Source organism: Kitasatospora sp. NPDC042419, from assembly GCF_056437345.1.
Map to the genome: position 1 here is coordinate 678,435 of NZ_JBWKAW010000002.1, position 24,841 is coordinate 703,275.

General features: G+C 73.7%; 21 protein-coding genes and 1 pseudogene. 8 read left to right on the forward strand and 14 right to left on the reverse strand.

Translation table 11 applies throughout. The features are described from left to right. Positions 1 to 135 precede the first annotated feature (135 nt). Positions 136 to 1,110, forward strand: coding sequence for a SigE family RNA polymerase sigma factor (locus AC067J_RS06910; RefSeq protein ID WP_478296951.1), 975 nt, complete (start codon positions 136 to 138; stop codon positions 1,108 to 1,110). A 353-nt stretch (positions 1,111 to 1,463) separates the two neighbouring features. On the opposite strand, the gene AC067J_RS06915 is transcribed toward AC067J_RS06910, so the two are convergent. The 5 genes from AC067J_RS06915 to deoC all read right to left on the reverse strand — a co-directional run bounded on the left by AC067J_RS06915 (position 1,464) and on the right by deoC (position 6,433). Next, on the reverse strand, positions 1,464 to 2,099 hold the full coding sequence (locus tag AC067J_RS06915; protein ID WP_478296887.1) for an ATP-binding protein: 636 nt from the start codon (positions 2,097 to 2,099) through the stop codon (positions 1,464 to 1,466). Between the two features lie 93 nt (positions 2,100 to 2,192). After that, positions 2,193 to 2,603: a hypothetical protein gene (locus AC067J_RS06920; protein ID WP_478296888.1), complete on the reverse strand. Its 411-nt coding sequence runs from the start codon at positions 2,601 to 2,603 to the stop codon at positions 2,193 to 2,195. Between the two features lie 401 nt (positions 2,604 to 3,004). After that, positions 3,005 to 3,910: an aldehyde dehydrogenase family protein gene (locus AC067J_RS06925; protein WP_478296889.1), complete on the reverse strand. Its 906-nt coding sequence runs from the start codon at positions 3,908 to 3,910 to the stop codon at positions 3,005 to 3,007. Next, positions 3,903 to 5,441: an aldehyde dehydrogenase family protein gene (locus AC067J_RS06930; RefSeq protein WP_478296890.1), complete on the reverse strand. Its 1,539-nt coding sequence runs from the start codon at positions 5,439 to 5,441 to the stop codon at positions 3,903 to 3,905. The genes AC067J_RS06925 and AC067J_RS06930 overlap by 8 nt, the downstream gene beginning before the upstream one ends. A 5-nt stretch (positions 5,442 to 5,446) precedes the next feature. Then, on the reverse strand, positions 5,447 to 6,433 hold the full coding sequence (gene deoC / locus AC067J_RS06935; protein WP_478296891.1) for a deoxyribose-phosphate aldolase: 987 nt from the start codon (positions 6,431 to 6,433) through the stop codon (positions 5,447 to 5,449). A gap of 202 nt (positions 6,434 to 6,635) precedes the next feature. On the opposite strand from deoC, the gene AC067J_RS06940 reads away from it, so the two are divergent. Continuing rightward, a complete protein-coding gene (locus tag AC067J_RS06940) occupies positions 6,636 to 7,313 on the forward strand; it encodes a PH domain-containing protein (protein WP_478296892.1) in 678 nt (225 codons plus the stop codon). A 148-nt stretch (positions 7,314 to 7,461) separates the two neighbouring features. On the opposite strand, the gene AC067J_RS06945 is transcribed toward AC067J_RS06940, so the two are convergent. The 3 genes from AC067J_RS06945 to AC067J_RS06955 form a co-directional block, all read right to left on the reverse strand. Then, positions 7,462 to 9,186 (reverse strand): phospho-sugar mutase, encoded by a 1,725-nt coding sequence (locus AC067J_RS06945; protein ID WP_478296893.1) that lies wholly within the window; start codon positions 9,184 to 9,186, stop codon positions 7,462 to 7,464. Positions 9,187 to 9,518: 332 nt separating this feature from the next. After that, the gene (locus AC067J_RS06950; protein WP_478296894.1) at positions 9,519 to 10,340 is read right to left on the reverse strand and encodes a purine-nucleoside phosphorylase; all 822 of its coding nucleotides are present in this window, start codon (positions 10,338 to 10,340) and stop codon (positions 9,519 to 9,521) included. Between the two features lie 346 nt (positions 10,341 to 10,686). Continuing rightward, positions 10,687 to 11,124 (reverse strand): gamma-glutamylcyclotransferase family protein, encoded by a 438-nt coding sequence (locus AC067J_RS06955; protein ID WP_329882712.1) that lies wholly within the window; start codon positions 11,122 to 11,124, stop codon positions 10,687 to 10,689. Positions 11,125 to 11,202: 78 nt separating this feature from the next. Between AC067J_RS06955 and AC067J_RS06960 the strand changes: the two genes are divergently transcribed. Together AC067J_RS06960 and AC067J_RS06965 are read left to right on the forward strand one after the other, a co-directional pair. Beyond that, a complete protein-coding gene (locus AC067J_RS06960) occupies positions 11,203 to 12,657 on the forward strand; it encodes an NAD(P)H-quinone dehydrogenase (protein WP_478296895.1) in 1,455 nt (484 codons plus the stop codon). 236 nt (positions 12,658 to 12,893) lie between these two features. After that, positions 12,894 to 13,865, forward strand: coding sequence for a DeoR/GlpR family DNA-binding transcription regulator (locus AC067J_RS06965; RefSeq protein WP_478296952.1), 972 nt, complete (start codon positions 12,894 to 12,896; stop codon positions 13,863 to 13,865). A 101-nt stretch (positions 13,866 to 13,966) separates the two neighbouring features. Here the strand turns inward: AC067J_RS06965 and AC067J_RS06970 are convergent, their stop codons facing one another. Both AC067J_RS06970 and AC067J_RS06975 read right to left on the reverse strand, forming a co-directional pair. Beyond that, positions 13,967 to 15,739: an acetyl/propionyl/methylcrotonyl-CoA carboxylase subunit alpha gene (locus AC067J_RS06970; RefSeq protein WP_478296896.1), complete on the reverse strand. Its 1,773-nt coding sequence runs from the start codon at positions 15,737 to 15,739 to the stop codon at positions 13,967 to 13,969. A gap of 253 nt (positions 15,740 to 15,992) precedes the next feature. Beyond that, entirely contained in the window at positions 15,993 to 16,775 is a 783-nt protein-coding gene (locus AC067J_RS06975) for a hypothetical protein (RefSeq protein ID WP_478296897.1), read from the reverse strand. A 436-nt stretch (positions 16,776 to 17,211) separates the two neighbouring features. Here AC067J_RS06975 and AC067J_RS06980 point away from each other — a divergent pair, with 436 nt between their 5' ends. Continuing rightward, a complete protein-coding gene (locus tag AC067J_RS06980) occupies positions 17,212 to 17,730 on the forward strand; it encodes an alpha/beta hydrolase family protein (protein WP_478296898.1) in 519 nt (172 codons plus the stop codon). Between the two features lie 2 nt (positions 17,731 to 17,732). Here the strand turns inward: AC067J_RS06980 and AC067J_RS06985 are convergent, their stop codons facing one another. The 4 genes from AC067J_RS06985 to AC067J_RS07000 form a co-directional block, all read right to left on the reverse strand. Next, positions 17,733 to 18,332 carry a nucleoside triphosphate pyrophosphatase gene (locus tag AC067J_RS06985; protein WP_478296899.1) on the reverse strand — a complete coding sequence of 200 codons (600 nt, stop codon included), beginning with the start codon at positions 18,330 to 18,332 and terminating at the stop codon, positions 17,733 to 17,735. Positions 18,333 to 18,381: 49 nt separating this feature from the next. Continuing rightward, positions 18,382 to 18,507 (reverse strand): morphogenic membrane protein MmpB, encoded by a 126-nt coding sequence (mmpB, locus tag AC067J_RS06990; RefSeq protein WP_478296900.1) that lies wholly within the window; start codon positions 18,505 to 18,507, stop codon positions 18,382 to 18,384. Positions 18,508 to 18,721: 214 nt separating this feature from the next. Continuing rightward, complete coding sequence (locus tag AC067J_RS06995) at positions 18,722 to 18,943, reverse strand: acyl-CoA carboxylase epsilon subunit (protein ID WP_327677587.1); 222 nt, start codon at positions 18,941 to 18,943, stop codon at positions 18,722 to 18,724. 35 nt (positions 18,944 to 18,978) lie between these two features. Beyond that, positions 18,979 to 20,559 carry an acyl-CoA carboxylase subunit beta gene (locus AC067J_RS07000; RefSeq protein WP_478296901.1) on the reverse strand — a complete coding sequence of 527 codons (1,581 nt, stop codon included), beginning with the start codon at positions 20,557 to 20,559 and terminating at the stop codon, positions 18,979 to 18,981. A gap of 212 nt (positions 20,560 to 20,771) precedes the next feature. Here AC067J_RS07000 and AC067J_RS07005 point away from each other — a divergent pair, with 212 nt between their 5' ends. The 3 genes and pseudogenes from AC067J_RS07005 to AC067J_RS07015 all read left to right on the forward strand — a co-directional run. Continuing rightward, entirely contained in the window at positions 20,772 to 21,662 is an 891-nt protein-coding gene (locus AC067J_RS07005) for a biotin--[acetyl-CoA-carboxylase] ligase (protein ID WP_478296902.1), read from the forward strand. A gap of 298 nt (positions 21,663 to 21,960) precedes the next feature. Beyond that, entirely contained in the window at positions 21,961 to 23,088 is a 1,128-nt protein-coding gene (locus AC067J_RS07010; RefSeq protein WP_478296903.1) for an adenylate/guanylate cyclase domain-containing protein, read from the forward strand. Between the two features lie 399 nt (positions 23,089 to 23,487). Further along, a pseudogene (locus tag AC067J_RS07015) lies at positions 23,488 to 24,624 on the forward strand (GGDEF domain-containing protein); the annotation flags it as partial. Positions 24,625 to 24,841: the final 217 nt, after the last annotated feature.

Here is a 24,841-nt window from a genome sequence, read left to right on the forward strand (position 1 = left end):
GACAGTCGACGGACAGCGCCATCACAACCGGCGGGCAGGATTTTCGATGTCGCCGCAGGACAGCGGGCCAACAGGCCGGCCGGAAGGCGGCAACGGAACCGCTCGTACCGACCAAGGGGGCGCACGATGAACGCCATGCTTCAGACCCGGACCAACCCGGCCGTCGGCAGCGCGCGTTCGTCAGCCACCACCCACAGGACCAGGTTCGAGGTCAGGACCGACGAGACCTCCGGTGCCGTGATCGTACGGGGGTGCGCACACAGCACCGGTGGAAGTACTGCCGCACGCCGGGTGAGCGGCGGAGGCAGGACGGGGGAGCTGTACGGGATCGGCCACCGCGCGAGCGCGGCCGACTCCGCCGGCACCCTCACGCTGCGGGGGATCCTCCCCGTACGCGTCGAGGGCACGGACGCCCCGGGGGGGAACCGGGGCATCGGGGGGACCGGCCTGCGGAAGGCCGACTCGGGGGAGTCGGCCGGCCGCGAGGCCGCCGGTGCGACGCTGCTGCGGCTGAACCCCGCGGCGGCGCGCACCACCGAAGTGGCACAGGGCGGCGCGCGGGAGGAGCGCCCGGCCGTCGCGGAGGACCACATCACGGAGTTCACCGCGTACGTGCGCGAGCGTCGCGCCTCTCTGTACGCCACCGCCTACCACCTCACCGGTGACCGCTACGAGGCCGAGGACCTGCTGCAGAGCGCGCTCTTCAGCACCTACCGGGCCTGGGGCCGGATCACCGACAAGGCCGCGGTCGGGGGCTACCTCCGCCGCACCATGACCAACCTCCACATCTCCGCCTGGCGGCGCCGCAAGGTCAACGAGTACCCGACCGAGGAACTGCCGGAGACGGTCGGCGACACCGACGCGATGGGCGGCACCGAGCTGCGCGCCGTGCTCTGGCAGGCGCTGGCCAAGCTGCCGGAGAACCAGCGGACCATGCTGGTGCTCCGCTACTACGAGGGCAAGACCGACCCGGAGATCGCCGACGTCCTCGGCATCAGCGTCGGGACGGTCAAGAGCAGCATCTGGCGCGCGCTGCGCCGACTGCGCGACGACGAGCAGCTGAACACCTCGGGCGACACCGTCCGGGCCTTCGGCGAGCTGGTCGCGTAGCGGCCGCAGGGGACCGCGCCGGGCGCGGAGCCGGGGGCGCCGGGAACGGCGCGGGACCGGCAGCAGGACTCCCGTCGGGGGACGGGTAGCAGGACGGACACGGCACGGACGGCGCCGGCTCGGGGGAGCGGCGTCACCGGGGGAGGCCTGGACGTCCGGGGAAGGCGGCGGGCCCGGTGCGGGGGAGACGCACCGGGCCCGCCGTTCCCGCGTTCCGGGCCCGACCGCCCGCGGGGCCGGCAGGGCGGCTCGTGCGGGAGGCTCGGCAGGGAGGCTCGTACAGGCGGTTCCGGCGAGCGGTCCGGCAGGGCGGCTGGTACAGGCGGCTCGCGCGAGCGGTCCGGCCGGGAGGCTCAGACGGCGGAGAGCTCCTGGGCGGACGCCGCGCGGATCCGCCGCCCGGCCTCCGGCCCGGCACACGGGTGCGCACCCAGCGCGACCTGCCGGCCGATGATCGCCCGCTCGGCGCGCATCAGCCGCCAGCCGCGCCGCAGCAGCACCGGCAGCGACTTGCGGCCCTCCCGGACGTCCCGGCGCAGCCGCCGCCAGGCGGTGGTGAGCGGGCCGTTGCGCAGGCACAGGGCGTCGCCGAGCAGACCCTCGGCGGCGCACTCGGCGGCGATCTCGGCCGCGAAGATGCCCTCGGCGACGAACGCACCGGCTCCGCCGAGGTCCAGCACCCGGGTCGCGACCCGCCCGTTGTCCGGGATCGAGTACACCGGCACGTCGGCCCGGCCGGTGTAGTACAGGCGGCGGATGGCCGCGACAGCCTGCTCGCGGTGCCAGGCCAGCGGGGAGTCCCAGTCGACCGCGCCGTCGGGCAGCAGCGGGAGGGTGGGGTCGTCGCCGTCCTTGTAGAAGTCGTCGAGCTGGAGCACCGGCAGGCCGCTGCGCTCCGCGAGCGAGGACTTCCCGGAACCGGAGGGCCCGGAGAGCAGGATCACCCGGGCGTGGGCTATCGGCACAGGGTTCAGCGGGGAGTCACTCACGGGACACCAGTCTGACGCATCCGGGCCGGATGCCGAAACCGGTCGGACCGTACTGTCCGAACCGGTCGGGCCGGGCCGCCCCGACCGGTCGGATCAGACCGCCCGCAGCGACTCCGGCGCGGTGAGCGCGGCGTGCAGCATCGGCAGGTAGCGGCTGTCGACCTGCAGGAAGACGGGGTGGCCGTCGCCGGGCGGCTGGTAGGCGGTGGCGGCCCAGTCCTGGTCGTGCCAGGTGTCGGGCTCGGGCTCGTGGAAGGTGCCGCCGGTGGCGAGTTCGGTGAAGCCGGCCGCGCGTGAGCCGAAGGTCACGACGGTGGCCCCCGGCGTGATGCGGAGCTTGCCGTTGACGTAGGCGGGCTGCCAGCCGGGGCGGGCGGAGCGGGCCGCGCAGGGCACCCGCGCCGCGCGGCCGGCGGCGAGCCGGCGGCGGACGCGGGCCACGAACAGCTTGCGGAGGAACCCGTCCGCGAACAGTGCCATCATCTCGGCCACGAACTCACCCACGGCGTCGTCCCCCCTTGATCGTTTCCGGTACGGCGATTCTGGCCCGGGGCGTCCGGGGCGGGGAGCACCGAACGGCTCGACGTCCCGCGACGAAAGTCGCGCGAACGGGTGAGCGCCGGGCGGGGGACCGGCGGGGGACCGGTGGGCCGGGGGCCGCGCGGGGGAACGGGAGGCAGTGCGGTGGCGCGGGAGGCGGAGTGCGGGCGCGGGAGGCGGAGTGCGGGCGCGTGAGGGCGCCTGGAGCGAGGCCGGGAAAGCCGACGGACCCGCGCCAGGGGGGGAGAGGCGCGGGTCCGTCCTGTGACCGTCCGGGCCCTGGGGGGGTGAGGGCACTGGGGACGGCCAGTCTGTGGAGTTGTTACTCGTGACTACTCGGCGTAGTCGAAGGGGTGACCGGGAGGTCAGATACCCATCGGGTGCCAGACCGTCTTGGTCTCCAGGAACGAGAGTAGCCGGTCCGTTCCGGGAGCATTGGTCCAGTCCTGGGCGAACGGGTCCAGCTCCGGGCGGATCACCCTCTTCAGGGTATCCGCGGCGAGCGCCTCCAGCGCGGCCGCCGCGCCGGGACCTTCGTCCGCGATCGCACCGGTGAGGTCCAGCGCGTTGACGTCCTGGTGCGAGGCCAGGGTCGGCGCGATGTCGGCGGTCCGGCCGGAGATCAGGTTGACCACGCCGCCGGGGACGTCCGAGGTGGCCAGCACCTCGCCCAGCGACAGGGCCGGCAGCGGGGCGTCGGCCGCGGCCGCCACCACCACGGTGTTGCCGGTGGCGATGGCCGGGGCGACGACCGAGACCAGGCCGAGCAGCGAGTGCCCGTAACCGGCCTGCGGGGCGACGATGCCGACCACACCGGTCGGCTCCGGGGTGGAGAGGTTGAAGTACGGACCGGCGACCGGGTTGGCGCCGCCCGCGATCTGCGCGACCTTGTCGGTCCAGCCCGCGTACCAGACCCACCGGTCGATCGCCGCGTCCACCAGGGCGGCGGCCTTCTTCGGGCCGACGCCCTCGGAGAGCGCCACCTCGGCCGCGAACTGCTCGCGCCGGCCCTGCAGCATCTCGGCCACCCGGTACAGCACCTGGCCGCGGTTGTACGCGGTGGTGCCGGCCCAGCCCTTGACCGCCGCGCGGGCGGCCAGGACCGCGTCCCGGGCGTCCTTGCGGGTACCGAGCGGGGCGTTGGCGAGCCACTCGCCCTTGGAGTCGGTCACCTCGTACACCCGCCCGCTCTCGGAGCGCGGGAACTTCCCGCCGACGTACAGCTTGTAGGTCTTGAGGACGTCAAGACGCGCGATGGTGGGCTCAGACATCGAGGTAGGCCTCCAGACCGTGCCGGCCACCCTCGCGGCCGTAGCCCGACTCCTTGTAGCCGCCGAACGGCGAGGTCGGGTCGAACTTGTTGAAGGTGTTGGCCCAGACCACGCCGGCCTTCAGCCGGTTGGCGGTCCAGAGGATCCGCGAGCCCTTCTCCGTCCAGACGCCGGCGGAGAGGCCGAACGGGGTGTTGTTGGCCTTCTCCACCGCCTCGGCGGGGGTGCGGAAGGTCAGCACCGACAGCACCGGGCCGAAGATCTCCTCCTGGGCGATCCGGTGGGCCTGGCTGACGCCGGTGAAGATGGTCGGCTTGAACCAGAAACCGGTGCCCGGCAGCTCGCACTCCGGCGACCAGCGGTCCGCGCCCTCGGCCTCGCCGGCGTCCGTCAGCTCGGTGATCCGGGCCAGCTGGGCCGCCGAGTTGATGGCGCCGATGTCGGTGTTCTTGTCCAGCGGGTCGCCGACCCGCAGGGTGGCCATCCGGCGCTTCAGCGCGTCCAGCAGCTCGTCCTGGACCGACTCCTGGACCAGCAGGCGCGAACCCGCGCAGCAGACGTGGCCCTGGTTGAAGAAGATGCCGTTGACGATGCCCTCGACCGCCTGGTCGATCGGCGCGTCGTCGAAGACGATGTTGGCGGCCTTGCCGCCCAGCTCCAGCGACAGCTTCTTGCGGCTGCCGGCCAGCTGCCGGGCGATCGCCCGGCCCACCGGGGTGGAGCCGGTGAAGGCGACCTTGTTGACGTCCGGGTGCGCGGTGAGCGCCGCGCCCGTGCGGCCGTCACCGGTGACGATGTTGACGACGCCCTTCGGCAGACCGGCCTGGCGGCAGATCTCGGCGAAGCGCAGCGCCGTCAGCGGCGTGGTCTCGGCCGGCTTGAGGACCACCGTGTTGCCGGTGGCCAGCGCCGGGGCGATCTTCCACGCCAGCATCATCAGCGGGAAGTTCCACGGGATGACCTGGCCGGCCACGCCCAGCGGCTTCGGGTTCGGGCCGAAACCGGCGTAGTCCAGCTTGTCCGCCCAGCCCGCGTAGTAGAAGAACCAGGCGGCGACGGTCGGGATGTCGAAGTCCCGGGTCTCGCGGATCGGCTTGCCGTTGTCCATCGACTCCAGCACGGCCAGCTCGCGGCTGCGCTCCTGGACGATCCGGGCGATCCGGAACAGGTACTTGGCGCGCTCGCTGCCCGGCAGCGCCGACCAGTCGGTGAAGGCCCGGCGGGCGGCGGCGACCGCGCGGTCGACGTCCTCCTCGGTGCCCTGGGCGAACTCGGCGAGCACCTGCTCGGTGGCCGGGTTGACCGTCTTCAGCGCCTCGCTGCCCGAGGAGTCGACGAACTCGCCGCCGATGAAGTGGCCGTAGGAGGTGGCGATGTCGCCGGCCGCGGCGGGCGACTCGGGGGCCGGGGCGTAGCCGAACAGGCCGGCCGGCTTGACGGCCTGCGCGGCCTGCGCGGCCGGGGCGGCAGGGGCGGCCGTGGCGGCCTGCTCGGCCGCGGGCTCCGCGGTCTTCTTGGTGTTCTTGGCCATGATTCTCAGTCCACCGTCACGTAGTCGGGACCGGAGTACCGTCCGGTGGTCAGCTTCTGGCGCTGCATCAGCAGGTCGTTGAGCAGGCTGGAGGCGCCGAAGCGGAACCAGTGCGGGCTCAGCCAGTCGTCGCCGAGGGTCTCGTTGACCATCACCAGGTACTTCATCGCGTCCTTGGTGGTCTTGATCCCGCCGGCGGGCTTCACGCCGACCTGGACGCCGGTCTGCGCGCGGAAGTCGCGGACCGCCTCCAGCATCAGCAGGGTGACCGGCGGGGTCGCGTTGACGGCGACCTTCCCGGTCGAGGTCTTGATGAAGTCGGCACCGGCCAGCATCGCCAGCCAGGAGACGCGGCGCACGTTGTCGTACGTCTGCAGCTCGCCGGTCTCGAAGATCACCTTGAGGTGGGCGTAGCTGCCGTCGGCGCGCTTGCACGCCTCCTTGACGGCGACGATCTCGTTGAAGACGTCCAGGTACCGGCCGGAGAGGAAGGCGCCCCGGTCGATCACCATGTCGATCTCGTCGGCACCGGCCGCCACCGCGTCGGCGGTGTCGGCGAGCTTGACCGGGAGCGCGGCGCGCCCGGCCGGGAAGGCGGTGGCGACGGAGGCGACCTGGATGTCGGTGCCCTGCAGCGCGGCCTTCGCGGTGGCGACCATGTCCGGATAGACACAGATGGCGGCGACACGGGGGGCGGTCGGGTCGGTCGGATCGGGGTTCCTGCCCTTGGTGCACAGTGCGCGCACCTTGCCGACCGTGTCCGCGCCCTCCAGCGTGGTCAGGTCGATCATCGAGATCGCCAGGTCGATGGCGTACGCCTTCGCCGTGGTCTTGATCGAGCGGGTACCGAGAGTGGCGGCGCGCGCCTCCAGGCCGACCTGGTCGACACCGGGCAGGCCGTGCAGGAATCGACGGAGCGAGGCCTCGGACGCCGCGACGTCCTGGAGACCGCTGCCCGCAACGCCGGGGGCATTGGCTGCAAGAGTGGACATAGTCACCAGACCAGCATATCTACGCGCGTAGCCAACCGCTAGACCGGAGACCTATCGATGCCGGACCGAGATCTGCCGACCGGCCCCACGCCGGTACGGGTGGATTCAGGCGGCGGTCACCCGGTCGTGGAAGGGGTGACCGGGGCCGAACCGTGATCGCGGGCCCTGTGGACGGCGGGGGGCATGGGGCAGAATCGTCGGCATGACCGAATCCGACGGCAAGCCCCAGAAGGGCTCGGCCGGCTCCGATGGGGAGCCCGTGTACGCCGACCGCGTGTACCGCTCCGTTCCCGGCGTGATCTCCGGGGTGCTGTTGTTGGCCGTGGCGGCGTGGCTGATCGGGGACGCGGCGCTCAACGGGAGCGGCAAGACGCCGTGGGTGGCGCTGTCCGCCGTGCCGGTGTTCGCGTTCCCGGTGATCGCCTACACCCTGCGCCCGGCGGTGTTCGCCAACGAGCAGCGGCTGGTGGTGCGCAACCCGCTGCGGACCATCACCGCGCCGTGGGCCTCGGTGGACGCGCTGCGGGCCGGGTACTCGGTGGAGCTGCTCGCCGACGGCCGGAAGTTCCAGGTCTGGGCGGTGCCGGTGTCGCTGCGGCAGCGCAAGCGCGCCGCGCGGGTGCGGGACCGCGGCGGCGAGCAGCACGCCTCCCGGCTCGGGATGGTCTTCGGCCAGGGGTCGTCCACCGTCACCGTCCAGGGCTCGACGGACCCGACCCGGGCCTGGTCCGACCAGGTGGTCGGCGTCCTCCAGGACACCGCCGAACGCAACGCCTCCCGCCCCGACGCGGCCGGTCCGCTGAAGGTCCGCTGGTGCTGGTGGATCATCGCCCCGACCCTGGCCGGGCTGGTGGCCCTGATCACCGTCATCGCGGTCTGAGCCCGGAGCCGACCGGAGCCGACCGGAGGGGCCCGCCGCACCGGCGGGCCCCTCCGCCGTTCCCGGGGCGGTCACCGGGGGTGCACGGACGGAAGGAGCGTCTGCCGGCCGGGGCCGGGAGACGCTCCTTCCGGTTGCGCGGGTGCGGTCAGGCGTCGATGCCGGCGGCGGCCGCGAGGTCGCGCTTGACGGCGGCGAGGAGCTCGGCGGCGCGCTCGCGGGCCGGGGCGAGGTCGGCGGCCGTGGCCACCGGGAGGACGGCCTCCAGGTAGCACTTGAGCTTGGGCTCGGTGCCGGAGGGGCGGACCACGATGCGGGCGGAGCGGACGGCGTCGCCGGCCAGGTGGTAGCGCAGGCCGTCGGTCGGCGGCAGGTCGGCGGAGCCCGCGGTCAGGTCGTCGGCGCGGGTGACGGTCAGGCCGGCCAGTTCGGCGGGCGGCTGCTCGCGCAGGCGGCGCATGGCGTCGGCGATCAGCGAGAGGTCCTGGACCCGGACGGACAGCTGGTCGGTGGCGTGCAGGCCGTGCTCCAGCGCCAGGTCGTCCAGCAGGTCGGTGAGGGTGCGGCCGGAGCGCTTGAGGGTGGCGGCCAGTTCGGCGACCAGCAGGGCGGCGGTGATGCCGTCCTTGTCGCGGACGCCCTCGGGGTCGACGCAGTAGCCGAGCGCCTCCTCGTAGCCGTAGCGCAGGCCCTCGGCGCGGGAGATCCACTTGAAGCCGGTGAGGGTCTCGGCGTAGCCGAGCCCGGCGGCCCCGGCGATCCGGCCGAGCAGGGAGGAGGAGACGATGGTGGTGGCGAAGGTGCCGGCGGCCCGCTTGGCGACCAGGGCGGCGCCGAGCAGCGCGCCGACCTCGTCGCCGCGGAGCATCCGCCAGCCGGCGGCGCCGCTGCCGCCGCCCGCCGCGTTGCCGTTGGCGGGGACGGCCACCGCGCAGCGGTCGGCGTCCGGGTCGTTGGCGATGACGATGTCGGGGCCGACCGTGGAGGCGGTGCGGAAGGCGAGGTCCATCGCCCCCGGCTCCTCCGGGTTGGGGAACGCGACGGTCGGGAAGTCCGGGTCGGGCTCGGCCTGTTCGGCGACCACGGTGGGCGCGGGGAAGCCGGCCCGGCGCATCGCCGCGACGAAGGTGTCCCGGCCGACGCCGTGCATCGGGGTGTAGACGACGTCGAGGTCGCGCGCGCTGTGCGGGTCGACGATGGAGGCGGCCCGGTCGAGGTAGGCGTCGACGACGGACTCGTCGACGGTCTCCCAGCCGCTCTCGGCGAGCGGGACGTCGGTGAGCGAGCCGATGGCGTCGATCTCGGCGGCGATGCCGGCGTCGGCCGGCGGGACGATCTGCGAGCCGTCGCCGAGGTAGACCTTGTAGCCGTTGTCCTGCGGCGGGTTGTGGCTGGCGGTGACGGTCACGCCGGCGGCGGCGCCGAGGTGGCGGATGGCGTAGGCGAGCACCGGGGTGGGCAGCGGGCGCGGGAAGAGCGCGGCGCGCAGGCCGGCGCCGACCACCACGGCGGCGGTGTCGCGCGCGAAGTCGTACGACTTGTGGCGGGCGTCGTAGCCGATGACGACGAGGTCGCCGAGGCCCTGCTGCTTGACGTAGGAGACCAGGCCGGCGGCGGCCCGGATGACCACGGCGCGGTTCATCCGCATCGGGCCGGCGCCGAGTTCGCCGCGCAGGCCGGCGGTGCCGAACTGGAGGCGGTCGGCGAAGCGGTCGGCCAGCTCGGCCCAGGCGAGCTTGGCCTGGGACTCGGCCTCGGGGGCCTCGGCGTCGGCGAGCAGCGCGGACAGCTCCTCGCGGGTCTGCGGGTCCGGGTCCTCGGCCAGCCAGGTCCGGGCCCGGGCGAGGAGGTCGGTGGTGGTTGCCTGCGTCATGGCTGCAGCTCCATCGGGAAGTGCGTCGGTGGTTCGGCCGGAGGGGCGGGGGACGCCGGTGGGCCGGAGGGTTCCGCGTGACGTGACTGGGGGTGCCGGGGTCCTGCCGGACGGGCCGGGGACCGGACGTTCGAGCCCCGCAGGTGCGAGGCCCCGGACGTGCGGGGGTCGGACGTGCGGGGAAGGGGCGCATGCGGACGGGGCCCGCGGGCGGGCGTGATCAGCGGATCGGTCGATCAACGGATCACGGCCGCGCGCGGGCCCCGTCGCTCACGCGGTGCGCGCCGGGCGTCCGGGTGTGGGCCGGGCGCCGGGCGTGCGCCGGAGCGGCGTCAGATCCGCTCCAGGACCTTCGCCAGCAGCGCGCCCATCCGCTCGGCGGAGGCCTTGCCGGCCTCCAGCACCTCGGCGTGGTTGAGCGGCTCGCCGGTCATGCCGGCCGCCAGGTTGGTGACCAGCGAGATGCCGAGCACCTCGGCGCCGGCCTCGCGGGCGGCGATGGCCTCCAGGGTGGTGGACATGCCGACCAGCTCGCCGCCGATCACCCGGGCCATGTTGACCTCGGCCGGGGTCTCGTAGTGCGGGCCGCGGAACTGGACGTAGACGGCCTCGTCGAGCGTCGGGTCGACCTCGCGGCACAGGTCGCGCAGCCGCTTGGCGTAGAGGTCGGTGAGGTCGACGAAGTTGGCGCCGACGATCGGGGAGTCCGCGGTCAGGTTGATGTGGTCGCTGATCAGGACCGGCTGGCCGGGGACCCAGCCGTGCCGCAGGCCGCCGCAGCCGTTGGTCAGCACGATGATCCCGCAGCCGGCCGTGGCGGCGGTGCGCACGCCGTGGACGACGGTGGCGACGCCGTGGCCCTCGTAGTAGTGGTTGCGGCCCAGGAAGATCAGCGCGCGCTTCTCGCCGATCTTCACCGAGCGGATCGTGCCGGCGTGGCCGGCGACGGCGGGGGCGGGGAAGCCCGGGAGGTCGGTGACCGGGAACTCCGCCACCGTCTCGCCGAGGGCGTCGGCGGCCGGCACCCAGCCGGAGCCCATCACCAGGGCGACGTCGTGGCGCTCGGCACCGGTCAGCTCGCGGAGGCGCTCGGCGGCAGCCTGGGCGGCGGCGTAGGGGTCGGCGGAGACGACCGACTGAGGAGATGCGTTCACACGTCCGAGGATAGACGGGAAACGGCTACGCGCGTAGAAAATCCTGGTACGACGTGCCGGATCGTTACCCGGATGGCGTGAACGTACAGCTCCCGGGCGCGTGCCGGGGGGTGCGACCCGGAGCAAGCCACAAACGGGGGTGGGCCGCGGGCCCGGGCGGGGTCACCGGGCGGTCCGGTCGGGCGGTCCGATCGGGTCTCGCCGGGGCGTGTCACCGGGGCGTGTCACCGGGTCGTGTCGCCCGGCGGGGCGGGGAGACGCGGGGCGGGGCCGGGCCCGGCCCTCGGGCCGGAGGGCGGACGGAGGGGGCGGCGTGCGCCCGCCCCCGCCCGGTGGACCGGACCGTTCAGCAGGGGCGGCGGCGCAGGTCCAGGACGTAGTCGTCGGGGGCGCCGGCACTCTCCGCCGCGTCCGCGATCAGCCCCAGGTAGCGGGCGGCGGGCAGACCGCCCTCGTAGTCGTTGAGCACGTACGTCCAGACCGGCACGTCGCCGTCCAGGGTCTGCGCGCGCAGCTTGATCTTGCGGTAGATGCCGAGCTGGACGCCCTCCCAGCGGTCGAGCCCCTCCTCGTCCATCGGCGCCACGTCGTAGAGCGAGACGAACACCTGGTCCTTCTCGTCCTCCACCACGGTGGCCAGCGAACCCTCCCAGCCGAGCTGCTCGCCACCGAAGGTGAGCCGCCAGCCGGACAGCCACCCCGTGGTGCGCAGCGGCGAGTGCGGGGCGCGGCGGGTCATCTGCCGGGCATCGAGGTTGGTGGCATACGCGGCGTAAAGGGGCATGGGGGGAAGACTACGTTCCCCGGGCGATCGCGCAGAAGCCCCGACCCCGGCGTGGCAGCGCCGCCGGCGTGCGGGACAATGGTGGACGTGACTCGGATCGTGATCATCGGTGGCGGACCCGGCGGCTACGAGGCGGCCCTGGTGGCGGCCCAGCTCGGCGCGGAGGTGACCGTCGTCGACCGCGACGGCCTGGGCGGATCGGCGGTGCTCACGGACTGCGTGCCGTCGAAGACCCTGATCGCGACCGCGGAGGTGATGACCACCTTCGACAGCTCGTACGAGGAACTGGGCATCATCGTCGCGGACGACACCCCGCACATCGACAGCCCCGCCCGGGTGGTCGGCGTGGACCTGGGCAAGGTCAACCGCCGTGTGAAGCGCCTGGCGATCGCGCAGTCCCACGACATCACCCAGTCCGTCACCCGGGCCGGCGTCACCGTGCTGCGCGGCCGCGGCCGGCTCGGCACCGGCGGGCAGGCCGTGGACGGCTCCCGCGAGGTGCTGGTGGACGCCCCCGACGGCAGCGTCCAGTCGCTGCGCGCCGACGCGGTCCTGATCGCCACCGGCGCGCACCCGCGCGAGCTGCCGGACGCCCAGCCGGACGGCGAGCGGATCCTGACCTGGACCCAGGTGTACGACCTGGAGGAGCTGCCGCGCGAGCTGATCGTGGTCGGCTCCGGCGTCACCGGTGCCGAGTTCGCCGGCGCGTACCAGGCGATCGGCTCCAAGGTCACCCTGGTCTCCTCGCGCGACCGGGTGCTGCCCGGTGAGGACCCGGACGCCGCCGAGGTGCTGGAGGAGGTCTTCCGCCGCCGCGGCATGAACGTGATGAGCCGTTCGCGCGCCGAGAGCGCCAAGAGGATCGGCGACAGGGTCGAGGTGACCCTCTCCGACGGCACGGTCATCGAGGGCACGCACTGCCTGATGGCGGTCGGCTCGATCCCGAACACCGCGGAGATGGGTCTGGAGGAGGCCGGGGTCAAGCTCAACGACTGGGGCCAGATCCAGGTCGACCGGGTGTCCCGCACCTCCGCCCCCGGCGTGTACGCGGCCGGCGACTGCACCGGCGTCTTCATGCTGGCCTCGGTGGCGGCCATGCAGGGCCGGATCGCGATGTACCACGCGCTCGGCGACGCGGTGCAGCCGCTCAACCTGAAGACCGTGGCCTCCAACGTCTTCACCGACCCGGAGATCGCCACCGTCGGCTACACCGCCGCCGACGTGAAGTGCGGCAAGATGGACGCGGTCGAGGTCAAGCTGCCGCTGCGCGGCAACCCGCGGGCCAAGATGCAGGGCATCCGGGACGGCTTCGTGAAGCTGTTCTGCCGCCCGGGCACCGGCATCGTGGTCGGCGGCGTGGTCGTCGCCCCGCGCGCCAGCGAACTGATCCACCCGATCTCGCTCGCGGTGGACGCCAATCTGACCGTCGAACAGGTGGCCAGCGCCTTCACCGTCTATCCGTCGGTCTCCGGCTCCACCGCCGAGGCCGCCCGCCAGCTCCACATCCGGAAGCGGGAATCGGGCGAATCCTGAGCACCGGATGCCCAGTTGAGGGCGGTCGCCGTTCGGCGGCCGCCCTTTGCGCAGGCCGGGGCATCACCCGGACGGCGGGCGCAGTCCCGGATTGCTGACGGCGCGTATTGTACGGTCACGCGCCGCTCTTGCGTGAGCAATTCCCGCTACTAGCAGCAAACGCCTGAAAGCAGACGGTCACGCAGGTTACCGTCGGTTCTGTGTTTGCAGCAGAACGTCGCCAGTTGATCCTCGAAATGGTGCGCGCCAACGGAGCCGTCTCGCTCCGTGAACTGGCCCGCGTCGTCCAGACCTCCGAAGTGACCGTGCGCCGCGACGTACGGGCCCTGGAGGCAGAAGGGCTCCTCGACCGCCGGCACGGCGGCGCGGTGCTCCCCGGCGGCTTCAGCCGCGAACCCGGCTACCCGCAGAAGACCCACCTCTCCGCCGCAGAGAAGAGCGCCATCGCCGATCTCGCCGCGGGCCTGGTGGAGGAAGGCGACGCCGTGGTCGTCGGCGCCGGCACGACCACCCAGGAACTGGCCCGCCGACTGGCCCGGGTGCCCGGGCTGACGGTGGTCACCAACTCGCTGCTGGTCGCCCAGGCGCTGGCGCACGCCAACCGGGTGGAGGTGGTGATGACCGGCGGCACCCTGCGCGGCTCCAACTACGCCCTGGTCGGCAGCGGTGCCGAGCAGTCGCTGCACGGACTGCGGGTGTCCAAGGCGTTCATCTCGGGCAGCGGGCTGACCGCCGAACGCGGCCTCTCGACCACGAACATGCTCTCCGCGAGCGTGGACCGGGCGCTGGTGCAGTCGGCCGCCGAGGTGATCGTCCTCGCCGACCACACCAAGCTCGGCGCGGACACCATGTTCCAGACCGTCCCGACCGAGACCATCACCCGGCTGGTCACCGACGAGCAGGCCACCGCCGACGACGCCACCGCACGGGAACTGGACGCGCTGGCCGACTGCGGGGTCCAGATCGACCTCGCGCCGCTCGGCGCCCCGCCCACCGGGGACGCCCCCGTGCACGGCACCGGCAGCGGACCCGTCCACCAGACCCAGCCGGGCCCGCTGGCCCGCCGGGTGGCCCCCCCGCCCCCCGGCGGCGCCCCGCTGCCCGGCCAGCGCCGACCGGGCACGCACGGCGGCCCCGGGGGACCGGGCGGACCGGGCGGCCCGCTCCCCGCCAGACTCGCCGAACTGGGCCTGCCGCGGGGGCGGTGAACCCGCCGCGCAGCCGCGCACGGGCACCGGCCCGCCGCCGGAAACGGAACCGGTCCGCACACCCTGGGGGGCGTACGGACCGGTGACGCAGTGCGCGGAGATCAGTCCTTGATCTCGCAGAGCGCGGCGCCGCTGGAGACGCTGCCACCCACCTCGGCCTTGAGACCGACGATCGTGCCCGCCTTGTGCGCGTTCAGCGGCTGCTCCATCTTCATCGCCTCCAGGACGACGATCAGCTCGCCCTCGGCGACGACCTGGCCCTCCTCGACGGCCACCTTGACGATGGTGCCCTGCATCGGCGAGGCCAGGGTGTCACCGCTCACCGCCGAACCGGCCTTCTTGGCACCCACCCGGCGCTTGGCCTTCGCGGCCCCCGCACCGGCCGCCGGAGCGGTCGAGACGCCCAGCGAGGACGGCAGCGAGACCTCGATCCGCTTGCCGCCGACCTCGACGACCACGGTCTCCCGGGTCTCCGCCTCCTCGCCGTCACCGGCCGCACCGGCGAACGCGGGGATGGTGTTGTTGAACTCGGTCTCGATCCACCGCGTGAAGACCTTGAACGGGCCCTCACCGCCGTGCACCTCGGGCGCGAACGCCGGGTCCGCGACCACGGCCTGGTGGAACGGGATGGCCGTCGCCATGCCCTCGACCCGGAACTCGGCCAGCGCGCGCCGCGCACGCTCCAGCGCCTGCTTGCGGTCGCGGCCGGAGACGATCAGCTTCGCCAGCAGGGAGTCCCAGGCCGGGCCGATGACCGAGCCGGTCTCCACACCCGAGTCCAGCCGGACACCCGGACCGGACGGCGGGGCGAACAGCGTCACGGTGCCCGGCGCGGGCAGGAAGTTGCGGCCCGGGTCCTCGCCGTTGATCCGGAACTCGAACGAGTGACCGCGGACCTCCGGGTCGCCGTAGCCGAGCTCCTCGCCGTCGGCGATCCGGAACATCTCCCGGACCAGGTCGATGCCGGTGACCTCCTCGGTCACCGGGTGCTCGACCTGCAGACGGGTGTTGACCTCCAGGAAGGAGATCGTGCCGTCCAGCGCCACCAGGAACTCACAGGTCCCCGCGCCCTCGTAACCGGCCTCCTTGAGGATGGCCTTCGACGCCCGGTACAGCTCGGCGTTCTGCTCCGCGGTCAGGAACGGCGCGGGCGCCTCCTCGACCAGCTTCTGGTGCCGGCGCTGCAGCGAGCAGTCACGGGTGGAGACGACCACCACGTTGCCGTGCTTGTCCGCCAGGCACTGGGTCTCGACGTGCCGCGGGTTGTCCAGGTAACGCTCGACGAAGCACTCGCCGCGCCCGAACGCGGCGACCGCCTCGCGCACCGCGGACTCGTACAGCTCCGGGATCTCCTCCAGGGTGCGGGCGACCTTGAGGCCGCGGCCGCCGCCGCCGAACGCCGCCTTGATGGCGACCGGCAGACCGTGCTCCCGGGCGAAGTCGACGACCTCGTCGGCACCCGTGACCGGGTCGGGCGTCCCGGCCACCAGCGGGGCACCGGCGCGCTGCGCCACGTGCCGGGCGGTGACCTTGTCCCCGAGGTCGCGGATGGCCTGCGGCGGCGGGCCGATCCAGGTGAGGCCCGCGTCGATGACGGCCTGGGCGAATTCGGCGTTCTCCGACAGGAAGCCGTAGCCCGGGTGGACGGCGTCCGCACCGGAGTCGGCGGCGGCCTGGAGGACCTTGGCGATGTCCAGGTAGCTGGTGCCGGGGGTGTCGCCGCCCAGCGCGTAAGCCTCGTCGGCCGCGCGGACGTGCAGCGCATCCCGGTCCGGCTCGGCGTAGACGGCGACGCTGGCGATACCGGCGTCCGAGCAGGCACGGGCGACGCGGACGGCGATTTCCCCGCGGTTGGCGATGAGCACCTTGCGCACTGTGGCTCCCTTCTTGAACCTCGTTGAGTTTATGGATTCCTGGGCGGTACCGGCGAGTAGCCCCAGGTTGTGAACTATCCCACACGGAGGGTGATGCGCCCGGGCGGGTGGTGGGCGGCCCGACGGGAGTCTCCCCAGGTGGCGGCTGGTGGGGTGGAGGGGGTCCGGTGCTTGCGCAGGGTGACCCGGCGGCCCGGCGGGGCCGTGGGCTTGGCCACACTCCAGCGGTCCGCGAGCCGCTCCCCGGTGTTCTTCAGGGGGTTGACGCCGGAACAGGGGTGCCGGAGGGGGTGCCGGCAGGGGTGGCGGCGGCCGCGGTGGGCGCGCGCTCCAGGGCCTGGGCGGTGATGTCGGCGACCTGCTCGACCACGTCCGGCCCGTAGGCCCGGGGGTTGTTCACCCGCAGGAGGAGGGCGAAGGTGCCGTCGGTGCCGTGGCGGCGGGCCAGTGCCCGGTGGTGGGTCACCAGGTGGCGGACGCCGGCCTGGTTGGCGACCCCGGTCTGGCCCGAGACCAGGAAGACCGGGCGGCCGCCCGCGGGGGTGGCGAGGCGGGCGAGCAGCACGTACGTCTCGACGTCCCAGTCGGCGGTGTACGAGCGCCCGCCGACGGTGATCGCGTTGTCGGCCGCCTCGGGGCCGTTGGTGACGGTCACCCCGGGCAGGCCCCAGGCGAGGTGGGCGGCCATCCGGTCGTTGGAGACGGGGCCGCCGAAGCAGAGTTCGGTCTTGGCGCCGAGGCTGCGCGGGGCGGCGTCGTGCGCGACCAGGTCGGCCTGCGCGCCGCACTCCTTCACCAGCGCGGCCAGCTCCATCAGCGCGTAGGCGTCGCGCCGGGTGACCGTGCGGGGGTGCGCGCCGGTGCCGATGCTGCGGTTGACCACGATCAGGCACTCGCTGCCGGCCGGGAGGCCGAGGAAGGCCCTGGTCCGGTCCAGCCGCCGTCTTCGGCGCAGGCTCTGGCCGAGCCAGCCGATCGCGGCGCTGAGTGCGCTGGCCACCAGCCCCAGCAGCACGTTGAGCAGGCTGTCGGTCATCCGCCCACCACCTCCCCCGTTCGAACGGTGTCGGTCAGCCTAGCGGTGGGCCGGCCGACGGCCTTGGTCCGGACCGTTGACGGTGCCGGAGCGCCCTCCTAGCGTGCATCAAATGAGGCAATCAACGGGGAAGTTGGCGTTAATAGCACTCGTCTTTGGCGCACTGGCGACGGCCGGGTGCAGCAGTTCGGGTACGAGTGGGGCGGCGGGGGCGTCCACGGGATCAGCCGGCCCTGCGTCCGGTCCTGCATCCGGTCCTGGGTCCGGCTCTGCGTCCGGTCGGGCGTCGGCGGGCGCCTCGGCGCCGGCGGCCGGTCCGGCCCGGACCCACGGCTGCCTCACCCAGGCGCAGGCCGACGCCGGCAGTCTCGACCTGCCCGCCGCCTCCGGCGTCCGCCCGGCCTACTTCCGGCCGGCGGACGCGGGCCCGGCCGCGGTGGCCGTCGTCTTCTCGCACCAGCTCCGCGGCTCGCTCTGCGACTGGGTCCCCTACCTGCCCGCGTTCACCGCGGCCGGGTACGCGGTGCTGGCCTCCGAGGTGCCGGACAGCCCGGTGGAGGACCTCCCGGCCGCCGTGAAGTGGCTGGAGACCAAGGGGTTCGCCAGGGTCGTCCTGGTCGGCGCGTCCAAGGGCGGCACCGGCTCGCTGGTCGTCGGCTCGGCGCCGAGCCCGCTGCCGGTCGCGGCCGTGGTCTCGCTCAGCGGCCCGGCCCGCTTCGGCCAGGACGACGCCACGACGGCGGTGAAGTCCTCCCGGGTGCCGGAGTTCTTCGCCGCCGAGGAGGACGACGCCCCGTTCGCCGCCGACGCCAGGGGGCTGTACGCCGCCGCGACCGCCCCGGTCCGGCAGCTGAAGCTCTACCCGGGCTCGAACCACGGCGCCGACCTGCTCAAGGACGGCGCGCTGCCGGACGTGCTGGCCTTCCTGGCCGCCAACGCCCCGGCCGGTGGCTGAGCTCAGACCCAGAGGTCGGTGATCCGGACGTCCAGCTCCGCGAGCAGGGCGCGCAGCAGCGGCAGCGAGAGGCCGATGACGTTGCCCGCGTCGCCGTCGATGCCCTCCACGAACGGCGCCGAACGGCCGTCCAGGGTGAACGCCCCGGCGACGTGCAGCGGTTCGCCGGTCGCGATGTAGGCGGCGACCTCGGCGTCGTCCGGGGTGCCGAAGCGGACGGTGGTCGAGGCGGTGGCGGAGGTTTGCCGCCCGGTGGCGGTGTCGATCACGCAGTGGCCGGTGCGCAGCACGCCGGCGCGGCCGCGCATCGACTGCCAGCGGGCCAGCGCCTCGGCGGCGTCGGCGGGCTTGCCCAGCGCCTGGCCGTCCAGCTCCAGCACGGAGTCGCAGCCGACCACGAGTTCGCCGTCGGTGAGCCCGGCGGCGACGGCGGCGGCCTTGGCCTCGGACAGGACGAGCGCCAGCTCGGCGGGGGTGGCGGCGGTGATCGCGTCCTCGTCGACGCCGCTGACCACCACGCGCGGGTCGAGGCCCGCCTGGCGCAGCAGTCCGAGGCGGGCGGGGGAGGCGGAGGCGAGCACGAGGCCGCGGCGGTCGGTCATGCCCACCAGGGTAGAGGGGCGGTCCGGTCGGCCGTTCGGCGCGTCGCGTTCAGATCATCAGCAGAACGGCGATCAGCAGCGTGAGGGCGGCGAGCACATGGCCGGCCCGGTGCAGCCTGCGCTGCATTCGCTGGGCTTCCGGGGACGGCTCGTCGCGTGGGTCTGACCAGAGCACTCGTCCAGGGTGCTCCGCGGGACTGCCGGGACGCCTGAGTATCCGTACTCAGGTTTCGGGGCAATCCGGGCGTGTGCCGAGGTGCGCCGCCGTGCTCTTTGCAAAGTGCGGGTATTTGCAAAGAGTTGGGGATCCGCCGATTCAGGCGGATCCCCACTCTTTGCAAAGCGCCAGCACCGCTTTGCAAAGCAGCGGTGCGGTCCGGCGCGGTGCCCTATCCGGCCCAGCCGGAGGTGCGCCAGGCGTTGACGCCCGGGCGCGGGGCGGCCCGGAGCCTGCGGGCGCGGTCGTTCCAGGGGGAGTCCGGGCCGGCACCGGCACGGCGGGCCGCCTCGGCGGCAGCCTGCGCGGCGGCGGCCCGGGCCTGGACCACCGCCAGGACGGTGGCCAGCTCCTCGGGGGTCGGCTGCCCGTGCAGCACGTGGATCGGGGCCATGCTCAATCCTCTCGCGATCCTCTCGCAGCGGGCGACTACAGCGGGATGTTGCCGTGCTTCTTCGGCGGCAGCGTCTCGCGCTTGCCGCGCAGCGCGCGCAGGCCGCGGACGATGTGCCGACGGGTCTCGCTCGGCGCGATGACGGCGTCGACGTAACCGCGCTCGGCGGCCAGGTACGGGTTGAGCAGGGTGTCCTCGTAGGAGGCGATCAGCTCGGCCCGCCTGGCCTCGACGTCGTCCGCCTCGGCCAGCTCGCGCCGGTGCAGGATGTTGACCGCGCCCTGGGCGCCCATCACCGCGATCTGCGCGGTCGGCCAGGCCAGGTTGAGGTCGGCGCCCAGGTGCTTGGAGCCCATGACGTCGTACGCGCCGCCGAAGGCCTTGCGGGTGATCACGGTGATCAGCGGGACGGTGGCCTCGGCGTAGGCGTAGATCAGCTTGGCGCCGCGGCGGATGATGCCGTCCCACTCCTGCTCGGTGCCGGGCAGGAAGCCGGGCACGTCGACGAAGGTCAGCACCGGGATGTTGAACGAGTCGCAGGTGCGGATGAACCGGGCGGCCTTCTCGCTGGCGGCGATGTCCAGGCAGCCGGCGAGGTCCATCGGCTGGCTGCCGACGATGCCGACCGGGTGGCCCTCGACCCGGCCGAAACCGGTGAGGATGTTGCCCGCGTACAGCGGCTGGGTCTCCAGGAACTCGCCGTCGTCGAGGACGTGCTCGATCACCTTGTGCATGTCGTACGGCTGGTTCGCCGAGTCGGGCACCAGGGTGTCGAGTTCGAGGTCCTCGTCGGTGACCGCGAGGTCCGCCTCCTCGGGGAAGGACGGCGGGTCGGAGAGGTTGTTGGAGGGCAGGTACGAGAGCAGGCTCTTGACGTACTCGATCGCCTCCTTCTCGTCCGTGGCCAGGTAGTGCGCGTTGCCGGACTTGGTGTTGTGGGTGCGCGCGCCGCCCAGCTCCTCCATGCCGACGTCCTCGCCCGTGACCGTCTTGATCACGTCGGGACCGGTGATGAACATGTGCGAGGTCTGGTCGGCCATCACCACGAAGTCGGTGATCGCGGGGGAGTAGACCGCGCCGCCCGCGCAGGGGCCCATGATCAGCGAGATCTGCGGGATCACGCCCGAGGCGTGCACGTTGCGGCGGAAGATCTCGCCGTACAGGCCGAGCGAGACCACGCCCTCCTGGATCCGGGCGCCGCCGGAGTCGTTGATGCCGATCACCGGACAGCCGGTCTTCAGCGCGAAGTCCATGACCTTGACGATCTTCTCGCCGAAGACCTCGCCCAGCGAGCCGCCGAACACGGTGAAGTCCTGGGCGAAGACGGCGACCTGGCGGCCGTCGACGGTGCCGTACCCGGTGACCACGCCGTCGCCGTACGGGCGGGTCTTCTCCTGGCCGAAGTTGGTCGAGCGGTGCCGGGCGAACTCGTCGAACTCGACGAACGAGTCCTCGTCCAGCAGCTCCGCGACCCGCTCGCGGGCCGTCAGCTTGCCCTTGGCGTGCTGCTTCTCCACCGCCTTGGCGGAGCCGGAGTGCACCGCCTCGTCGAGCCTGCGCCGGAGGTCGGCGAGCTTGCCGGCGGTGGTGTGCGGGTCGTACGGCGCCTCGGTCATCCGGTGGCTCTCCCTGATCCATGGCCGCGACCTGTTTCGGGGGCGCGCGGGCCGGGTGGGGACCCGCGCGGATGAGGGCAGGGCGGCGCTACGAACTACCGTTGGGTAGCGTAGCCATCGCGGAGGGTTTCCCGTTATGGCCAGCGACACAGTGTGGCAGGCGGCCGATCTGCGGGACGATGGGGCGGCCTACGGCCTCTAGGGTGTGCCGCATGACCTCCGACACCCCCCGCCGCAGTGGACTGCGCGGCTTCGGCCACGCCGGGCCGTCGCCGTGGACCGACCTGGACCGCCCGCCGCTGAGCGCCGCCGCGCTCCGCCGGGACCTGCTGACGCCGGGCGGGCTGTGGACCTCGCTGGACGTCGTCGACGAGACCGGCTCCACCAACACCGACCTCGCCGCCCGGGCCCGGGACGGCGCCCCGCAGGGCGCGGTGCTGGTCGCCGAGGCGCAGCGGACCGGCCGCGGACGGCTGGAACGGCAGTGGACGGCACCGGCCCGCTCGGGCCTCTTCCTCTCGGTCCTGCTTCGCCCGGACGAGGTACCCGTCGAACGGTACGGCTGGCTGCCGATCCTGGTCGGCGTCTCGGCGGCCGGCACGCTGAGCCGGGTCGCCGAGGTCGAGGTCGGCCTGAAGTGGCCCAACGACCTCCAGGTCGGGATCGACGGGTCGGAGCGCAAGCTGGGCGGCATCCTCACCGAGCTGAGCGGTGGCGCGGTGGTCGCCGGGCTGGGCGTCAACGTCTCGTTGCGCGAGTCCGAGCTTCCGGTGCCGACCGCGGCCTCGCTGGCGCTGGCCGGTGCCGCCGTGACGGACCGGTCCACCCTGCTGCGCGCGCTGCTGCGCGACTTCGCCGAGCTGTACGGGGAGTGGACGGCGGCCGCCGGGGATCCGCACGCCAGCGGGCTGCTGCGCGCGTACGCGGACCGGTGCACGACGCTGGGCCGGGAGGTGAGGGTGCTGCTGCCCGGTGACCGCGAGCTGCTGGGCGAGGCGGTGGCGGTCGACGGGGACGGCCGGCTGGTGGTCCGGACGCCCGACGGCTCCCGGCAGCCGGTCGGCGCGGGTGACGTCGTCCACGTCCGGCCTGCGCCGCGCTGACGGCCTGCGCCGCGCCGGCGGCCGGGGCGGTGCCGACGGCCTGGGCCGCGCCGGCGGCCGGTGTCGTCCGCGCCGCCGGTTCCGCGGGCCGGGGGGAGCGGCGCCGGGGCGCGGAACGGCCCGGGCCGATGGGAGTCTTCACTTCCCCTTGACCCGGGCGGATGCCCCGGATCGCGGGATTCCGTGCGAATATTCCACCTGGCAGCAGTGTGAGGCGCGCCACTGCCCGCCGGGGTGGCGGGCGCGCCCGGACAGGCAGGACACGAGGCGAGTGCGGCGACCGCACGGGGACGGACCGGTGGCAGAGGACGGCAGCAACGGCGGCACGGCGGGCTCCCAGGACCAGACGGTCGCCCTCGACCTGGAGCGCCTGATCCTGGATGCGCCGCGCCGCTACACCCCGTACCAGGCCGCGCGGGCGGCCGACGTCCCGATGGAGCTGGCCACCCGCTTCTGGCGGGCGATGGGCTTCCCGGACATCGGGCAGTCCCGGGCGCTGACCGACGGTGACGTGATCGCCCTGCGCCGGCTGGCCGGGCTGGTCGAGTCGGGCCTGCTGAGCGAGTCGATGGCGATCCAGGTGGCGCGTTCCACCGGCCAGACCACGGCCCGGCTGGCCGGCTGGCAGATGGACACCTTCCTGGAGAACCTCACCCAGTCCGTCGAGCCCGGTCTGACCCGCGCCGACGTCGCGTACCCGCTGGTCGAGCTGCTGCTGCCGGAGCTGGAGCAGTTCCTGGTCTACGTGTGGCGCCGCCAGCTGGCCGCCGTGACCGGCCGGGTGGTGCAGGCCGCCGAGGACAACGAGATCACCAGCGGCCGGCTCGCGGTGGGCTTCGCCGACCTGGTCGGCTTCACCCGGCTCTCCCGGCGGCTGGAGGAGGAGGAGCTCGGCGAGCTGGTCGAGACCTTCGAGAACACCTGTTCCGACCTGATCGCCGGCCAGGGCGGCCGGGTGATCAAGACGCTGGGTGACGAGATCCTCTACGTCTCCGAGGATCCGGTGACCGCCGCCGAGATCGCGCTCAGCCTGATCGAGGCGCTGGCCGAGGACGAGACCATCCCCGCGCTGCGGGTCGGCATGGCCTTCGGCACGGTCACCTCGCGGATGGGCGACGTCTTCGGCACCACCGTGAACCTGGCCAGCCGCCTCACTTCGATCGCGCCCAAGGACGCGGTGCTGATCGACGGCGAGTTCGCCGCCGCGCTGGAGCTGCACGGCAGCGTCGCGCCGGCCGACGCGGACGGGCCCGGGCTGGCCGAGGCGCTCTCGGCGGCCGCCGGGCTCCCGCCGGCCGGCGGACTGCCGGTGTTCGGGCCGCACGCCGGGTACCGGTTCAACCTGCAGCCGATGTGGCGCCGGCCGGTGCGCGGGCTCGGGCTGGTCGAGCCGTGGCTGCTCTCCCGGCGGCTGCGCACGGAGTAGGGCGCGGCGGAGCGGGTCGGCCGGCTCCGGGTCGGGCGGCTTCGGGTCGGGCGGTGTGGAACCGCCTCCGGCCGGGCACGGTCCTGCCGCAAGCCGAACGGTTGAACGTCGTACTGTCCGGCGGATCCTCTTCGGCAAACGGGGCATAACCGAACGAAACCGCCATAGTCTTGGTGCAAGCGGCCGAATGGGTGCGGTTCCCGGGGCGGGGTTCCCCGGGGCGCGGTTCCCGGTGGTCCGCCGAGGGGGCCGAGCAGGACCGAGCACAGGGAGCGAGGCGAGCCGGTGAGCAGTGAGGCGACCATGACGGACCGCGGCTGCGACTGCGACCGGACGCGGCAGCCGCCCCCCGAGGCCCCCGACACGCGGTTGACCTCGGTGGTCGAACTCGCCCAGGACATGGCCGGGGCGCTCACCCCGCTGGAGGCCGTCCGGGCCGCCGCCGCGCGCGCCACCGAGGCGCTGGGCGCCACCATGGCGGCCGTCTCGGTCTGGGACCGCGAGTCCGGTCGGCTGCGGGTCCTGGTCAACCACGGGGAGCTCTCGCCCGGCGAGGAGGAGCTGCCCGAGGACGAGTCCTACCCGGTGGCCGACTTCCCCGAGATCGTCACGTACCTGGAGGAGCGCTGGACCACCGGGCGGCTGCCGCGCGCCTGGGTCCAGACCGCCGACAACAGCCAGCCGCACGCCGGGCACGCACACCCGACCGCGGGCGCGTACTGCCAGGAGCGCGCCGCCGCGCTGCGCCGGCGCGGGCGGGCCTGCTGCGTGGTCGCGCCGATCGTCCTGCACGGGCAGGCCTGGGGCGAGCTCTACCTGGCCCGGAGCACCGGGACGGCCGGGTTCACCGATGCGGACGCCGACTACGCGACCCTGCTCGCCGCCCAGATCTCGGCCGGACTCGCCCAGACCGAGCGGCTCGCCGACCTGCGCAAGCTCGCCTTCTCCGACCCGCTGACCGGCCTGGCCAACCGGCGCGCGGTCGACGCCCGGCTGGAGAGCGCGCTGGAGGCCCACAACCGGGACAACACGGTGGTCTCGCTGGTCGTCTGCGACGTCAACGGCCTCAAGCGGGTCAACGACCAGCTCGGCCACGAGGTGGGCGACCGGCTGCTGGAGCGCTTCGCCCACCAGCTGTCGCTGGCCGCCGCCAAGCTCCCCGGCAGTCTCGCCGCCCGGCTCGGCGGCGACGAGTTCTGCCTGCTCGCCGAGGGTCAGAAGGCGGACGAGGTGGTCGCCGTCGCCGAGGAGCTGTGCGCGCGGGCGCTGGCACTGGCCGAGGGGGAGGGCGTCGCCTGCGGGGTCGCCTCCACCGGTGACTCGATCGGCCCGGTCACCACGCCCGACCGGCTCTTCCGGCTCGCCGACGCCGCCCAGTACCGGGCGAAGGCCGCCCGCGCCGCGCACCCCGTGGTCGCCGGGCGCAGCCACGGCCCGGGCTTCTCGCCCGATCCGACGGTGCTGCTCGCCGACGCCGCCGACCCGCACCACCGGGCCGACGGGCGGCCCCGGCCGGGCGGCCGGGCCGGGGCGGGTGACCGGCGGCGGTTCCGCGGCGCCGCGCACAGCGCCGACCCGGGGCAGTTGCTGACCGCGGTGCTCACCGCGCTGGACCAGCAGGGCGGCGCCCGCTCCGTCCACCCGGCCGACACCATCGGCAAGCTGGCGGTCGTCGCCGAGACCTCGGCCCGGCTGCTGGACGCGGTGGGCTGGTGGATCTCGTACGTGCCGCCCGGTTCGCAGCTGATGCGCA